This window comes from Allobosea sp. AK1, from assembly GCF_006714945.1.
GTDB lineage: Bacteria > Pseudomonadota > Alphaproteobacteria > Rhizobiales > Beijerinckiaceae > Allobosea > Allobosea robiniae.
Genome location: NZ_VFMG01000001.1, coordinates 309,021 through 325,016 on the forward strand (window position 1 = coordinate 309,021; position 15,996 = coordinate 325,016).

Sequence of the window (15,996 nt, forward strand, 5' to 3'; positions counted from 1 at the left end):
GCATAGCCGCCCGAAACAGGGCGTAAAGTTCCTTCGATCTCGCCGACCGCACGATCCCCGGAAAAGAATCATCGGCCGGAGAGGACGCGCCCCGCTTGAACGGCGCCACCGCTGACTGGCGTTGGCCCGACCAAAAAGAAACGGCCGCCCGAGGGCGGCCGTTCGATGACGTGAGGCTTTCGCCAGGCCGCTTATTCGGCGGCCGGGAGAACCGCCGCGGCTGCCTTGGCGGCCTTCGCCGCCGCATCCGCCTTCTGGCCGACGATGAGATCGTCGCGACGCGTGGCCACCTGCTTGATGCGGGCGACCTGGGCGCCGGTGCCGGCCGGGATGAGCGAGCCGACGATGACGTTCTCCTTGAGGCCCTCGAGCATGTCCGACTTGCCGTTGACCGCCGCCTCGGTGAGGACGCGGGTGGTCTCCTGGAAGGACGCAGCCGAGATGAAGGAGCGGGTCTGCAGCGAGGCCTTGGTGATGCCGAGCAGGACCGGAACGCCGGAAGCCGGCTTCTTGCCCTCCTCGCGCAGCTTCGCGTTGACCTCTTCCAGCTCGATCCTGTCGATCTGGTCACCGGTCAGGATGTCGCTGTCGCCGGACTCGGTGATCTCGACCTTCTGCAGCATCTGCCGGACGATGACCTCGATGTGCTTATCGTTGATGGTCACGCCCTGGAGGCGATAGACCTCCTGGATTTCGTTGACCAGATAAGCCGCCAGCTCCTCGACGCCCTTGATCGCAAGGATGTCGTGCGGGGCCGGGTTGCCGTCGAGGATGTAGTCGCCGACCTCCACGACGTCGCCGTCCTGGAGATGGATGTGCTTGCCCTTCGGGATCAGGTACTCGACCCCGTCGGAACCGTCATGCGGCGTCAGCGTGACGCGCCGCTTGTTCTTGTAGTCCTTGCCGAAGCCGATCACGCCCGACTTCTCGGCGATGATCGCCGCATCCTTCGGACGACGCGCCTCGAACAGCTCCGCGACGCGCGGCAGACCGCCGGTGATGTCGCGGGTCTTGGCCGAGTCGGTCGAGACACGGGCGAGCACGTCGCCGGCCTTGATCGCGTGGCCCGGCTCCACCGAAATGATGCCGTCGACCGGCAGGATGTAGCGGGCTTCGCCACCACGGGCGAGCTTCGCCACCTTGCCGTCCGCGCCGAAGATCACCATGGCCGGCTTCAGGTCTGCCGTACGGGCCGAGCCGCGCCAGTCGATGACGACGCGCTTGGAGATGCCCGTCGCTTCGTCGGTCGTCTCGGTGATCGACATGCCGTCCACGAGGTCCTCGTAGCCGACCTTGCCGTCCACTTCCGCCAGGATCGGGCGGGAATAGGGGTCCCACTCGATCAGGCGCTGGCCGCGCTTGACCTTGTCGCCCTCATCCACGCGCAGCTTAGAGCCGAACTGGACGCGATGGACCGCGCGCTCGGCGCCGTCAGGCCCGACGATGACGATGGCGATGTTGCGCGCCATGGCGATGAGATCGCCGTCCGAGTTCCGCGCGACGTTGCGGTTGCGCATCTTGACCGTGCCTTCGAAGTTCGACTCGACGAAGGACTGGTCGGCGATGGTGGCCGCGCCGCCGATATGGAAGGTACGCATGGTGAGCTGCGTGCCCGGCTCGCCGATCGACTGCGCCGCGATGACGCCGACGGCCTCGCCCATGTTGACGGGCGTGCCACGGGCCAGATCGCGCCCGTAACAGGTGGCGCAGACGCCGTTCTTGGTCTCGCAGGTGAGAACCGAACGGATCTTCACCTCCTGGATGCCGGCGGCGTTGATCTTCGCGATGTCGCTCTCTTCGATCACGATGCCCTTGGCGACGATGACCTTGCCCTCGACGTCGACGATGTCCTCGGCCGTGGCGCGGCCCAGGATGCGCATGCCGAGCGAAGCCACGACCTGGCCGGCATCGACGATGGCGCGCATCTTGATGCCGTTATCCGAGCCGCAATCCGTCTCGGAGATGATCGCATCCTGCGCCACGTCGACGAGACGACGGGTAAGATAGCCCGAGTTGGCCGTCTTGAGCGCCGTGTCGGCGAGGCCCTTGCGGGCGCCGTGGGTCGAGTTGAAGTACTCGAGAACGTCGAGGCCTTCCTTGAAGTTCGAGATGATCGGGCTCTCGATGATCTCGCCCGACGGCTTGGCCATCAGGCCGCGCATGGCGGCGAGCTGGCGCATCTGCGCCGGCGAACCACGGGCGCCCGAGTGCGACATCATGTAGATCGAGTTGATCTGCTTGTCGCGGCCGGTGTCGTCCTTCTGGACGGTCGAGATACGGGCCATCATCTCCTGGGCGAGCTTGTCGGAGCACTTCGCCCAGGCGTCGACGACCTTGTTGTACTTCTCGCCCTGGGTGATCAGGCCGTCCTGGTACTGCTGCTCGTAATCCTTGGCGAGCGCGCGGGTCGTGTCGACGATCTCCCACTTGTTCTCCGGCACGACCATGTCGTCCTTGCCGAAGGAGATGCCGGCCTTGAACGCGTGGCGGAAGCCCAGCGCCATGACGCGGTCGCAGAAGATCACCGATTCCTTCTGACCGCAGCCGCGATACACGGCGTCGATCATTCCGGAGATTTCCTTCTTGGTCATCAGGCGGTTGCTGACGTCGAAGGACACGGCCGGGTGGTCCGGCAGCGCGGTCGAGAGGATCACGCGGCCCGGCGTCGTGTCGTAGATCTTCGTGTACGGCTTGCCGTCCTTGCCGGTGCCGGTCCAGCGATATTTGATCTTCGAATGCAGCGTCACGACCTTCTCGTGCAGCGCGTGCTCGAGCTCGCCGAAATCGCCGAAGACCTTGCCCTGGCCGGGCTCGCCGTCCGAGACGATCGAGAGATAGTACAGGCCGAGCACGATGTCCTGCGAGGGCACGATGATCGGCATGCCGTTCGCCGGGTGCAGGATGTTGTTGGTCGACATCATCAGCACGCGCGCTTCCAGCTGCGCCTCGAGCGACAGCGGGACGTGCACGGCCATCTGGTCGCCGTCGAAGTCCGCATTGAAGGCGGCGCAGACCAGCGGATGCAGCTGGATCGCCTTACCCTCGATCAGCACGGGCTCGAACGCCTGGATGCCGAGACGGTGCAGCGTCGGCGCGCGGTTCAGCATCACCGGATGCTCGCGGATGACCTCGTCCAGGATATCCCAGACCTCAGGCTTCTCCTTCTCGACGAGCTTCTTGGCCTGCTTGACCGTGGTCGAGTAGCCCTTGGCGTCGAGGCGCGCATAGATGAACGGCTTGAACAGCTCGAGCGCCATCTTCTTCGGCAGGCCGCACTGGTGCAGCTTCATCTCCGGGCCGACGACGATGACCGAGCGGCCGGAATAGTCGACGCGTTTGCCGAGCAGGTTCTGGCGGAAGCGACCCTGCTTGCCCTTCAGCATGTCGGCGAGCGACTTCAGCGGGCGCTTGTTGGCACCCGTGATGACGCGGCCGCGGCGGCCGTTATCGAACAGCGCATCGACGGATTCCTGCAGCATCCGCTTCTCGTTGCGGATGATGATGTCCGGCGCGCGCAGCTCGATCAGGCGCTTCAGGCGGTTGTTGCGGTTGATGACGCGACGATAGAGGTCGTTCAGGTCGGAGGTCGCGAAACGGCCGCCGTCGAGCGGCACGAGCGGGCGCAGATCCGGCGGAATGACCGGGATCTGGGTCATCACCATCCATTCCGGCTTGTTGCCCGACTCCTGGAACGCCTCGATGATCTTGAGGCGCTTCATCAGCTTCTTGGGCTTCAGCTCCGACGTCGTCGTCGCGATCTCATGCTTGAGATCGGCGTTGATCTGGTCGAGGTCGAGCGCGCGCAGCATCTCGCGGATGGCTTCCGCGCCGATCATGGCGGTGAAGGTGTCCGCGCCGTACTCTTCCTGGCAGCGGACGTACTCTTCTTCCGACAGAAGCTGACGGTCCTTGAGCGGGGTCAGGCCCGGCTCGATGACGACGTAGCTTTCGAAGTAGAGGATGCGCTCGAGGTCCTTGAGCGGCATATCCATCAGGAGGCCGATGCGCGAGGGCAGCGACTTCAGGAACCAGATATGCGCCACCGGGGCGGCGAGCTCGATATGGCCCATGCGCTCGCGCCGGACGCGGGCGAGCGTGACTTCGACGCCGCACTTCTCGCAGATGACGCCCTTGAACTTCATGCGCTTGTACTTGCCGCACAGGCACTCGTAGTCCTTGATCGGCCCGAAGATGCGCGCGCAGAACAGGCCGTCACGCTCCGGCTTGAATGTGCGGTAGTTGATGGTTTCCGGCTTTTTGATCTCGCCGAAGGACCAGGACAGGATCTTCTCCGGGCTCGCGATCGAGATCTTGATCGCGTCGAAGGCCTGCTGGACCGGCTGCTGGCCGAAAAGGTTCATGACCTCTTGCTTCATCGCCTGTCTCCTCTAGCCGGCGGGGACGAAGGCCACCCTGCCCGGCTTCTGAAATCCGTGGCCGGCGGCATCAGCGCCGCCGGCATGTACCCAAGGTTTGGTTAACGGCTTATTCAGCCGCTTCGGCCGGCGGCAACTCGCCAGGCTTCACCTTGTTGTTGATCAGCTCGACGTTGAGGCCGAGCGAGCGCATTTCCTTGACGAGAACGTTGAAGCTCTCGGGAATGCCCGCTTCGAAGTTGTCCTCGCCGCGCACGATCGACTCGTAGACCTTGGTGCGGCCCGCGACGTCGTCCGACTTCACCGTCAGCATCTCCTGCAGGGTGTAGGCGGCGCCGTAGGCTTCGAGCGCCCAGACCTCCATCTCGCCGAAGCGCTGGCCGCCGAACTGCGCCTTGCCGCCCAGCGGCTGCTGGGTGACGAGCGAGTACGGACCGATCGAACGCGCGTGGATCTTGTCGTCGACCAGGTGGTGCAGCTTGAGCATGTAGATGTAGCCCATCGTGACCTTGCGATCGAAGGGCTCGCCCGTACGCCCGTCATAGAGCGTCGACTGTCCCGACGAATGCAGGCCGGCCTGCTCCAGCAGCCGCTCGATATCGGCTTCCTTGGCGCCGTTGAAGACCGGCGTCGCCACCGGCACGCCGCGGCGCAGGTTCTGGCCCATCTCGACGAGCTCGTTCTCGTCCATCGAGGCGATGATCTCGTTATCCTCGTAGACGGCGTCGAAGGAGGCCTTCAGCGCCTTGTAGTCGCTCGACTTCTTGTAGGCGTCCAGCGCCTGCCCGATCTGCTTGCCGAGGCCCGCAGCCGCCCAGCCCAGATGGGTTTCCAGGATCTGGCCGACATTCATGCGCGAGGGCACGCCGAGCGGGTTCAGCACGATGTCGGCATGGGTGCCGTCCTCGAGGAACGGCATGTCCTCCACCGGCACGATGCGCGAAACCACGCCCTTGTTGCCGTGGCGGCCGGCCATCTTGTCGCCCGGCTGGATCTTGCGCTTCACCGCGACGAAGACCTTGACCATCTTCATCACGCCCGGAGGCAATTCGTCGCCGCGCTGCAGCTTCTCGACCTTGTCGAGGAAGCGCTGCTCAAGGCGCTTCTTCGACTCGTCGTACTGCTTCCGCATCGCCTCGATCTCGGTCATCAGCGAGTCTTCGGCGGTGGCGAACAGCCACCATTGCGAACGCGGGAACTCGCTCATCACCTCGCGGGTGATGACCGTGTCCTTCTTGAAGCCCTTCGGGCCGGCGAGGCCGGTCTTGCCGGTCAGGATCTCGGCCAGACGCGCGAAGGTGTTGCGGTCCAGGATCGCCTGCTCGTCGTCACGGTCCTTGGCGAGACGCTCGATCTCCTCGCGCTCGATCGCCTGGGCGCGCTCGTCCTTGTCGACGCCATGGCGGTTGAACACGCGGACCTCGACGATCGTGCCCTGCACGCCGGGCGGAACCCGCAGCGAGGTGTCGCGCACGTCCGAAGCCTTCTCGCCGAAGATGGCGCGAAGCAGCTTCTCTTCCGGCGTCATCGGGCTCTCGCCCTTCGGCGTGATCTTGCCGCAGAGGATGTCGCCGGCCGCCACTTCGGCGCCGATATAGACGATGCCGGCTTCGTCGAGGTTCTTCAGCGCCTCTTCCGAAACGTTCGGAATGTCGCGCGTGATCTCCTCCGGGCCGAGCTTGGTGTCGCGCGCCATGACCTCGAACTCCTCGATATGGATCGAGGTGAAGATGTCCTGGGACACGATGTTCTCGGAGAGAAGGATCGAATCCTCGAAGTTGTAGCCGTTCCACGGCATGAACGCGACGAGCACGTTGCGGCCGAGCGCGAGCTCGCCGAACTCGGTCGACGGGCCGTCGGCGACGATGTCACCCTTCTTGATGATGTCGCCGACGCGGACCAGCGGGCGCTGCGTGATGCAGGTCGACTGGTTGGAGCGCTGGAACTTCTGCAGACGGTAGATGTCGACGCCCGGCTTGGTCGGGTCCATCTCGTCCGACGCGCGGATGACGATACGGGTCGCGTCGACCTGGTCGACGATACCGCCGCGGCGGGCCGCGATCGCAGCGCCCGAGTCACGGGCGACGACCGCTTCCATGCCGGTGCCGACGAAGGGCGCGTCGGCGCGAACCAGCGGCACCGCCTGGCGCTGCATGTTCGAGCCCATCAGCGCGCGGTTCGCGTCGTCGTTCTCGAGGAACGGGATCAGCGCCGCGGCGACCGAAACGAGCTGCTTCGGCGACACGTCCTGGAAGTCGACCTTGTCGACCGGCGTGACGATGACCTCGCCGGCGCGGCGGCAGACGATCAGGTCGTCCGTCAGACGCCCTTCGGCATCCACGGCGGCATTCGCCTGGGCGACGTTGTACTTCGCCTCTTCCATCGCCGAGAGATAGATCACCTCGTCGGTGACCTTGCCGTCGCGGATGCGGCGGTAGGGGCTCTCGATGAAGCCGTACTTGTTCACCCGGGCGAAGGTGGCGAGCGAGTTGATCAGGCCGATATTCGGGCCTTCCGGCGTTTCGATCGGGCAGATGCGGCCGTAATGGGTCGGGTGCACGTCGCGCACCTCGAAGCCGGCGCGCTCACGGGTCAGGCCGCCCGGGCCAAGCGCCGAGAGGCGGCGCTTGTGGGTGACTTCCGAGAGCGGATTCGTCTGGTCCATGAACTGCGAGAGCTGCGAGGAACCGAAGAACTCGCGCACGGCGGCAGCCGCCGGCTTGGCGTTGATCAGGTCCTGCGGCATGACCGTGTCGATATCGACCGAGGACATGCGCTCCTTGATGGCGCGCTCCATGCGGAGCAGGCCCAGGCGATACTGGTTCTCCATGAGCTCGCCGACCGAGCGCACGCGGCGGTTGCCGAGATGGTCGATGTCGTCGATCTCGCCCTTGCCGTCGCGCAGGTCGACCAGCGCCTTGACGACCGCGAAGATGTCCTCCTTGCGCAGGATGCGCACGGTGTCCTCGGCGTCGAGGTCGAGGCGCATGTTCATCTTGACGCGGCCGACGGCCGACAGGTCGTAGCGCTCCGAGTCGAAGAACAGCGACTGGAACATGTTCTCGGCGGTCTCGAGGGTCGGCGGCTCGCCCGGACGCATCACGCGGTAGATGTCGAACAGGGCTTCCTCGCGGCGCGAGTTCTTGTCGACGTTCAGCGTGTTGCGGATATAGGGGCCGACCGTGATGTGGTCGATGTCGAGCACCGGGATCTCGGTATAGCCCTTGGCGATCAGGTCGACGAGGTTGCCCTTCATCTCGCCGGTCTTGGCCTCGGCCGCCATAGCCAGCTCTTCGCCGGCCTCGGCGTGGACCTCACCCGTTTCCGGATCGACGATGTCCTCGGCGACATACTGGCCGACGAGATCCTCGTCCGAGGCGCGCAGGAACTTCAGACCCTTCTCGGCGAGCTGGCGGGCGGTGCGGGCGACGAGCTTCTTGCCGGCCTCGACCACGACCTCGCCGGTGTCGGCGTCGATCAGGTCCTCGGTCGCCTTGAAGCCCTTCATGCGCTCCGCGTCGTAGGGAACGCGCCAGCCCTTGGCGTCCTTGGTGTAGGTGATGGTGTTGTAGAAGCGGCTGAGGATCTCCTCGCCGTCCATGCCGAGCGCGAACAGCAGCGACGTGACCGGAATCTTACGCTTCCGGTCGATACGGGCATAGACGATGTCCTTGGCGTCGAACTCGATGTCGAGCCAGGAACCGCGATAGGGGATGATGCGCGCGGCGAAGAGCAGCTTGCCCGAGGAATGGGTCTTGCCCTTGTCGTGGTCGAAGAACACGCCCGGCGAACGGTGCATCTGCGAGACGATGACGCGCTCGGTGCCGTTGACGATGAAGGTGCCGTTGTCGGTCATGAGCGGCATGTCGCCCATGTAGACATCCTGCTCCTTGATGTCCTTGACCGACTTGGCCTGGGTGTCGGGATCGATATCGAACACGATCAGGCGCAGCGTCACCTTGAGCGGCGCCGAGAAGGTCATGCCGCGCTGACGGCACTCGTCGACATCGTATTTCGGCGGCTCGAAGGTGTACTTCACGAATTCCAGCAGCGAGGCGCCGGAGAAATCGCCGATCGGGAAGACGGACTTGAAGACGGACTGCAGGCCCTCGTCGCCGCGACCGCCCTTGGGCTCGTCGACCATCAGGAACTGATCGTAGGACGCCTTCTGAACCTCGATGAGGTTCGGCATCTCCGCCACTTCCTTGAGCTTGCCGAAGAACTTGCGGACGCGCCTGCGGCCCTGGAGCGAATTGACCATGTTGTTCCTCGCGTTCTTCGGGCCCGGCGGAGAACGCCATGCCCAACCTTGACACATCCGCGCGCATTCATCCGACGATGAACCGCTGTTGCAGACGGCTGACCCGGAGGTCCCACCGAGCCGACGGCAAGGCCGCCGGGTCAGCCGTTCGAGACAAATCGCACCGATCTGCCTCATCGATTCGTCGCCCCTTGCGGAAACGACGCGACAGCCCCGGAGGCGTGGAGCGCCCCGGGACTGCCTGTAGTATTAGAGATGGACCGGCGTCAGCCGGCCCAAGCTCACTTGAGCTCGACCTTGGCGCCGACGGCCTCGAGCTGCTTCTTGAGCTTCTCGGCCTCGTCCTTGGCAACCGACTCCTTGACCGGCTTCGGAGCGCCTTCGACCAGGTCCTTGGCTTCCTTGAGGCCCAGGCCGGTGATGGCGCGGACTTCCTTGATCACCTCGATCTTCTTGTCGCCGGCGGCGGCAAGAACGACGGTGAACTCGGTCTGCTCTTCAGCAGCGGCAGCGGCGCCACCGCCAGCAGCCGGGCCAGCCGCAACGGCGACGGCGGCGGCAGCGGAAACGCCCCACTTCTCTTCGAGCATCTTGGCGAGGTCAGCAGCCTCGAGAACGGTGAGCGACGAGAGATCGTCGACGAGCTTGGCGAGATCGGCCATGGTTTAACTTCCTGTCTTAAGAGGTTCGAACGATAAGGGTTTGCTGGCTATCAAGCCGCATTCTTGTCGGCATAAGCCTGAACCACGCGTGCCAGCTTGCCGGCGGGCGCGTTCGTGAGCTGCGCGAGCTTCGTAGCCGGGGCCTGGATAAGGCCGATGAGCTTGGCGCGCATATCGTCGAGCGAGGGCATCGTGGCCAGGGCCTTGACACCATCGGGGTTCAGGGCGGTCGTGCCCATCGCGCCGCCCAGGATGACGAGCTTGTCGTTCTCCTTGGCGAAAGCGGTGGCGACCTTCGGCGCCGCGACCGGATCGTTTGAATAAGCGATCAGGGTGGGACCCGTCAGCAGGTTGCTGATGGACGCGACGTCGGTGCCTTCAAGAGCGATCTTGGCCAAGCGGTTCTTTGCGACCTTAACAGTGGCGCCATTCGCCTTCATCTCGCGACGAAGCTTCTGGAACTGGGCCACGGTCAAACCCGCATAGTGGGCCACGACGACGACCGACGTGTTCGCAAACACATCGTTCAGCGACGCGACGGCATCTTTCTTTGCCGCTTTATCCACTGGGCTCTCTCCGGTAGGCGACAAGCTTTCGAAGGCTCGCCGCCGGTTGCAAATGCCGCTCTTCAGAACCCCGGTTGACACCGGCGCCCCGCAAAGCGACGCTTGGTGCCCTGTCCCCGCTCCCGACCCCTGAGGGTCACGATCGGGCGAGATGGTTCGAACCGTCTTGTCCGGATCTCGCGATCCGGGACTAAGCTCTTGCACCGTCTATGCAGGCCTCTTGGCGAAATTATGCCCCCGGACGAATCCGGAGCGCACCTGCAGTCTCAGACAGGACTGGATGATTCCAAGCCTTGGAAATCGCTTTCCGCCGCTCAAATCACCCATTCTTCGGCGAAAACCGCCGAAAAACGCGAAACAGACCCCTTCGTGCCAGGCACGCCGGAGCCCCTTCACTCATGGAAACAGGCCTGCGTCATAGCGCCTTCGCCTGCTTCTGCCAAGTAGGCTCTTGACATCACGAAATCAAGAGCAGGCGAGCGGCCGGCAATCCGGCCGCCCTCCCCTGGCATCGGACCGAAAAGTGGATTCCACTTTTCGGATAAATCCGATGGCCTGATCGATCAGCCGATCAGGCGCCGGTGACGGTGTTCGGCTCGATCTTGACGCCGGGACCCATGGTCGACGACAGGGCGACGCGCTGGATATAGGTGCCCTTGGCGCCGGCGGGCTTCGCCTTGGCGACGGAGTCGACGAACGCCTTGATGTTCTCCGAGAGCTTCTCGGCCGAGAACGAGGCCTTGCCGACAGCCGCATGGACGATACCCGCCTTCTCGACGCGGAACTCGACCGAACCGCCCTTCGAGGCGGCGACGGCGGAGGTCACGTCCATGGTGACGGTGCCGACGCGCGGGTTCGGCATCAGGCCGCGCGGGCCGAGCACCTTACCGAGACGGCCGACCAGACCCATCATGTCCGGGGTCGCGATGCAGCGATCGAAGTTGATCTCGCCCTTCTGGACGCTCTCGACCAGCTCCTCGGCGCCGACGATGTCGGCACCGGCAGCCTTGGCCTCGTCGGCCTTGGCGCCGCGGGCGAAGACGGCGACGCGCAGCGTGCGGCCCGAGCCGTTCGGCAGGTTGCAGACGCCGCGGACCATCTGGTCGGCGTGGCGCGGATCGACGCCGAGATTCATCGCGATCTCGACAGTCTCGTCGAACTTGGCGTTGGCGCGTTCCTTGATGAACGTGACAGCCTGGTCGAGCGAGTACAGCTTGGTGCGGTCAATGCCTTCACGGCCCTTGACGACGCGCTTTCCGGTATGTGCCATGATCGCCCCCTCAGCCCACGACTTCCAGGCCCATCGAGCGGGCCGAGCCACGGATCATGGCCGAAGCCGATTCGACGGTGTCGCAGTTGAGATCGGCCATCTTCTTCTCGGCGATCTCGTTGATCTGCGCAGCGCTGACCTTGCCGACGTTGCCGCCGCGGCCCGGCGTCTTCGAGCCGGAGGTCAGCCCAGCGGCCTTCTTCAGCCAGTACGAGACCGGCGGCTGCTTCATCTCGAAGGTGAAGGAGCGATCCGCATACGCGGTGATGATCACCGGGATGGGCATGCCCTTTTCCATCTGCTGGGTCTTCGCGTTGAAGGCCTTGCAGAATTCCATGATGTTGAGGCCGCGCTGACCCAGCGCCGGACCGATCGGCGGCGACGGATTGGCCGCGCCCGCCGGAACCTGAAGCTTCACGTAACCCGTGATCTTCTTCGCCATGATGGCTGCTCCTGCCGTCCGCCCCGATGCCTATCCGGAACGACGACGACCCCGCCTGCCGATGCTCTTCATCGGGGCCGGGGTGGTTGCAGTGCGTGGTGCGGCGCCTGTGATCCGGCTGGCGACCGGCACGCCTCCCACGCGGTTGAGGCGCGCCCTATGACACAGGGCGGCACCGAAGGGAAGCCCCGAAAGGCTTCCCGATCAGGATCAGAGCTTCTCGACCTGACCGTATTCGAGCTCCACGGGGGTCGCGCGACCGAAGATCGAGACCGCGACCTTGAGGCGGGCGCGGGCGTGATCGACATCCTCGACGACGCCGTTGAACGAGGCGAACGGCCCGTCCGCGACCTTGACCTGCTCGCCGACCTCGAAAACGATCGTCGGCTTCGGCCGCTCGACGCCCTCGGCCACCTGGCCCTTGATCCGCATCGCCTCGCTCTCGGGGATCGGCATGGGCTTGGCCTTGTCGGCGCCCAGGAAGCCGGTGACCTTCGGCGTGTTCTTGATGAGGTGGTAGACCTCGTCGGTCATCTCGCACTTCACCAGCACATAGCCGGGGAAGAACTTGCGCTCGGCCTCGACCTTGCGGCCGCGGCGAACCTCGACGACCTTCTCGGTCGGAACCAGAACCTCTTCGAACTTGTCGGCAAGGTTGCGCTGCGCGGCCTGGTCGCGGATCGACTGGGCGACCTTGTTCTCGAAGTTCGAATAGGCGTGGACGATATACCAGCGGGTGCTCACGTTCGTAATTCCGTTCAACGGGCGCCGAGGACGAGGCCGAGCACCCAGCGGATGACGGTGTCGGTGAAGAGGAAGAACAGGCTGGACAGGACCACCATGGCGAGCACGAGGCCCGTGGTGATCAGCGTCTCGCGGCGCGACGGCCAGGTGACCTTGGTCGCCTCCGAGCGCACGTCCTGCAGGAACTGGAAGGGATTGGATTTCGCCATGAACCACCTCGGGTTCCGAGCCGGCCCGCGATCCCGCGCGACGCCGATTCGGCCGTCCTGAAACATTCGCGGCGCGGAACCCGGGGAGGGTCGCGCGCCGTCGTTGCAAGCCTCTTACATCGCTTGAGGCCTTTAGCCAAGACCCTTTCGGCTAGCCCCGCTCAGGCCCGGCTCGCAGCGATGAGGAGGAAGAAGGGCCGTTCGCGCTCCTTCACCCAGCCCGGCTCGTTCGCGACCTGCTCCGGGCTCGGCGCCCATTCGACCAGCTTGTCCAGCCGAAAGCCGGCCCCCAGCAGCAGGTCGAGATAGGTCGCGATGGTGCGATGGCGCTTGACCACGCCTTCCGCCAGCCAGTTGCTGACCCGCCTGCCCTCGTCATGGTAGCCGTTGACCGGCCAGGCCGCGCGGCCATCGGCATCGACCAGCCATTCCTGCCGCACGGGCGCCGTCATGATCGGATGCTCGACCGAGCAGACCAGCGCGCCACCTGGCTTCAGTGCCGCATGCACGCGCCCGAACAGCCCGGCGAGATCGTCGATATAGTGGAAGGCGAGCGAGCTATAGGCGAGGTCGAAGGCATCGACCGGCGGCGCGTAATCTTCGAGGTCGGCGCGCTCATAGGCGACGCGGGAATCATCCGTCTCGCGGCGCGCCCGCTCCAGCATCTTCGCGGAGACGTCGACGCCGAGCACGCTCGCGGCGCCCTCGCCCGCCGCGGAGCGGCTGAACCAGCCGAAGCCGCAGCCGAGATCGAGCACGCTCCTGCCGACCAACTCCGGCAGCATCGCGCGGAGCACCGGCCATTCCGGCGCGCCGTCCAATCCATGGACGGAACGCGCTAGCTGGCTGTAGCCCGCGAAGAAGGTCTCGTCGTCGTAGATGTTCTGGGTCATGGATGCCTCGCCAACCTGCTTGGGCATCCGGGCTAGACGTCGCCAGCGGGACGACTGGCAGGGGCAGCAGGGCTCGAACCCGCGACCTGCGGTTTTGGAGACCGCCGCTCTACCAACTGAGCTATACCCCTGCAGGTGGGCGTCATGTGCCCCAAGGCGCGGTGCATTTCAAGTCGAAATCGTTGATCATCCTCATTTGCTGTAGGGGCCGAGCTCGCGCGCGTAGCGCTCGACCAGCTTCAGCCCGAATTCGGTCGGCCGCAGCGCCGGGCCGCGATCATGGATCTGGATGTCGGCGCGCGCCCCGAAAATGCGCTTGCCGTAGCAAAGCAGCGTCTCGATCGACTGCATGATGAAGGTGATCGCCGGCAAGACCTCGCGATAGGCGGCATCCGCCCCCGCCTCGTCGCCGGCCTTGTAGCGGTTATAGGCGCGCAGTGCGTAGTCGATCGTGTCCGGCGCCAGGATCATGCCGGCGCAGCCGGCGCGGAAATTGTCGATGAGCTCCAGCCCGCCCCGCCCGTTGAGAATCGGCAGGTGGCCTTCGGTCACCGCGATCAGCCGTTCGATCTCCACGACCGAGCCCTCGCCCTTGATCAGGCTGATATTCGGATAGCGCCGCGTCAGCTCGCGGATATCCTCGGCCGAGAGGCCGCGGCCCATGTAGGCCGGTGCGTTCTGGATCGCGACCGGAAGCGTGGTGGTCTCGGCGATCCGCCCGAAGAAGCTGATATATTCCGCCGCGCCGAAGCTGCCGACCATCGGCGGCTGGAGAATCACCCAGTCGGCACCGTTTTGCTCCGCGACTTTCACCAGCGCGACCTGCTCCGCAACCGAGGAGCCGAAGATGGTGAAGGCGAGCGGCTTCCTGCCCGCCACATCCTCCGCCATCCACTCCATCACAGTGCAGCGCTCGGTGAAGCTCAACTTCGAGACCTCGGTCGCGAGCCCGAGCGCCGCCATGCCCTGCACGTCGAGATCGAGGCTGATCTGGGCCTGCTTGCGCATCGCCGCCCGATCGAGCCGCTCATGCGCGTCGAACAGGGCGAAGACGATCGAATGGATACCCGGAAACGGCGGCTTGAATGGCATGGGCTGGCTCCTCCGCGGCGGGAGCGGCTGGCCCGCTCTCTCACAGCCATTGAGAGCACGGAACGGCAAGCCCGCGCAGCCCAAGCGGCTGGAGCCGCCCTTGCGTGCAAGGCATGGGTGCGGCCGAACACAAGCAAAAGAAAAAGGGCGGTGTCGCCACCGCCCTTTCCCAAATCACTTTGCGTGCAATCGATCAGGCGATGATCGATGCGACGACGCCGGCGCCGACGGTGCGGCCGCCTTCGCGGATGGCGAAGCGCAGCTTCTCTTCCATCGCGATCGGGGCGATCAGCGTCACCTCCATCGAGATGTTGTCGCCCGGCATCACCATCTCCGTGCCTTCCGGCAGCGAGACCACGCCGGTCACGTCCGTCGTGCGGAAGTAGAACTGCGGGCGGTAGTTGGTGAAGAACGGCGTGTGACGGCCACCCTCTTCCTTCGTCAGGATGTACGCCTCGGCCTTGAACTTCGTGTGCGGCTTGACAGAGCCCGGCTTGCACAGGATCTGCCCGCGCTCGACGTCCTCACGCTTCGTGCCGCGCAGCAGCGCGCCGATGTTGTCGCCCGCCTGGCCCTGGTCCAGAAGCTTGCGGAACATCTCGACGCCCGTGACGGTCGTCTTCACGGTGTCCTTCAGGCCGACGATCTCGATTTCCTCGCCGACCTTGACGATGCCGCGCTCGACGCGGCCGGTCACCACCGTGCCACGGCCCGAGATCGAGAACACGTCCTCGACCGGCATCAGGAACGGCTGGTCAATCGGACGCTCCGGCTGCGGGATGTAGTCGTCGACCGTCTTCATCAGCGCGATCACCGCGTCATGACCGATCTCCGGCGTGACGTTGTCCAGCGCGGCCTTCGCCGAGCCCTTGGTGATCGGGATGTCGTCGCCCGGGAAGTCGTACTTCGACAGAAGCTCGCGGATCTCCATCTCGACCAGCTCGAGCAGCTCGGCGTCGTCGACGAGATCGACCTTGTTCATGAACACCACCAGCGCGGGAACGCCGACCTGGCGCGCCAGCAGGATGTGCTCGCGGGTCTGCGGCATCGGGCCGTCGGCCGCCGAAACCACCAGGATCGCGCCGTCCATCTGCGCCGCACCCGTGATCATGTTCTTCACGTAGTCGGCGTGGCCGGGGCAGTCGACGTGGGCGTAGTGACGCGCCGGGGTCTCGTACTCGACGTGAGCGGTCGAGATCGTGATGCCGCGGGCCTTCTCTTCCGGAGCCTTGTCGATCTGGTCATACGCCGTGAACGAAGCGCCGCCCGACTCCGCAAGCACCTTCGTGATCGCAGCCGTCAAAGACGTCTTGCCATGGTCAACGTGACCAATCGTTCCAATGTTGCAGTGCGGCTTGTTGCGCGCAAATTTCTCTTTGGCCATGACACCCTTGTCCTCGAAGGCGGCCCTTCGGGCCCAGAAACGGGGGTCGCATTAGGGGTTTTTGAGCGGGGATGCAAGGCGGTAGCGCGAGGGCTCG

11 protein-coding genes and 1 tRNA gene are annotated in these 15,996 nt (G+C 64.9%); all 12 read right to left on the bottom strand.

Annotated features, from left to right (window positions below; all coding sequences use genetic code 11):
• Nucleotides 1–191: 191 nt before the first annotated feature.
• The gene (gene rpoC, locus FHT98_RS01630; RefSeq protein ID WP_113586820.1) at nt 192–4,376 is read right to left on the bottom strand and encodes a DNA-directed RNA polymerase subunit beta'; all 4,185 of its coding nucleotides are present in this window, start codon (nt 4,374–4,376) and stop codon (nt 192–194) included.
• A gap of 109 nt (nt 4,377–4,485) precedes the next feature.
• Nucleotides 4,486–8,637: a DNA-directed RNA polymerase subunit beta gene (rpoB, locus tag FHT98_RS01635; RefSeq protein ID WP_061966719.1), complete on the bottom strand. Its 4,152-nt coding sequence runs from the start codon at nt 8,635–8,637 to the stop codon at nt 4,486–4,488.
• Between the two features lie 281 nt (nt 8,638–8,918).
• Nucleotides 8,919–9,299 carry a 50S ribosomal protein L7/L12 gene (gene rplL / locus FHT98_RS01640; RefSeq protein ID WP_061966720.1) on the bottom strand — a complete coding sequence of 127 codons (381 nt, stop codon included), beginning with the start codon at nt 9,297–9,299 and terminating at the stop codon, nt 8,919–8,921.
• Between the two features lie 50 nt (nt 9,300–9,349).
• Entirely contained in the window at nt 9,350–9,865 is a 516-nt protein-coding gene (rplJ, locus tag FHT98_RS01645) for a 50S ribosomal protein L10 (protein ID WP_061966721.1), read from the bottom strand.
• A 571-nt stretch (nt 9,866–10,436) separates the two neighbouring features.
• The gene (gene rplA, locus FHT98_RS01650) at nt 10,437–11,135 is read right to left on the bottom strand and encodes a 50S ribosomal protein L1 (RefSeq protein WP_061966722.1); all 699 of its coding nucleotides are present in this window, start codon (nt 11,133–11,135) and stop codon (nt 10,437–10,439) included.
• 10 nt (nt 11,136–11,145) lie between these two features.
• On the bottom strand, nt 11,146–11,577 hold the full coding sequence (rplK, locus tag FHT98_RS01655) for a 50S ribosomal protein L11 (RefSeq protein WP_061966723.1): 432 nt from the start codon (nt 11,575–11,577) through the stop codon (nt 11,146–11,148).
• Nucleotides 11,578–11,787: 210 nt separating this feature from the next.
• Nucleotides 11,788–12,321: a transcription termination/antitermination protein NusG gene (gene nusG / locus FHT98_RS01660; RefSeq protein WP_061966724.1), complete on the bottom strand. Its 534-nt coding sequence runs from the start codon at nt 12,319–12,321 to the stop codon at nt 11,788–11,790.
• Nucleotides 12,322–12,335: 14 nt separating this feature from the next.
• Complete coding sequence (secE, locus tag FHT98_RS01665; protein ID WP_061966725.1) at nt 12,336–12,530, bottom strand: preprotein translocase subunit SecE; 195 nt, start codon at nt 12,528–12,530, stop codon at nt 12,336–12,338.
• 161 nt (nt 12,531–12,691) lie between these two features.
• On the bottom strand, nt 12,692–13,423 hold the full coding sequence (locus tag FHT98_RS01670) for a class I SAM-dependent methyltransferase (RefSeq protein WP_142111962.1): 732 nt from the start codon (nt 13,421–13,423) through the stop codon (nt 12,692–12,694).
• Between the two features lie 55 nt (nt 13,424–13,478).
• Nucleotides 13,479–13,554, bottom strand: a tRNA-Trp gene (locus FHT98_RS01675).
• 61 nt (nt 13,555–13,615) lie between these two features.
• Entirely contained in the window at nt 13,616–14,515 is a 900-nt protein-coding gene (locus tag FHT98_RS01680) for a dihydrodipicolinate synthase family protein (protein WP_142111964.1), read from the bottom strand.
• 193 nt (nt 14,516–14,708) lie between these two features.
• Nucleotides 14,709–15,899 carry an elongation factor Tu gene (gene tuf, locus FHT98_RS01685; RefSeq protein WP_091861302.1) on the bottom strand — a complete coding sequence of 397 codons (1,191 nt, stop codon included), beginning with the start codon at nt 15,897–15,899 and terminating at the stop codon, nt 14,709–14,711.
• Nucleotides 15,900–15,996: the final 97 nt, after the last annotated feature.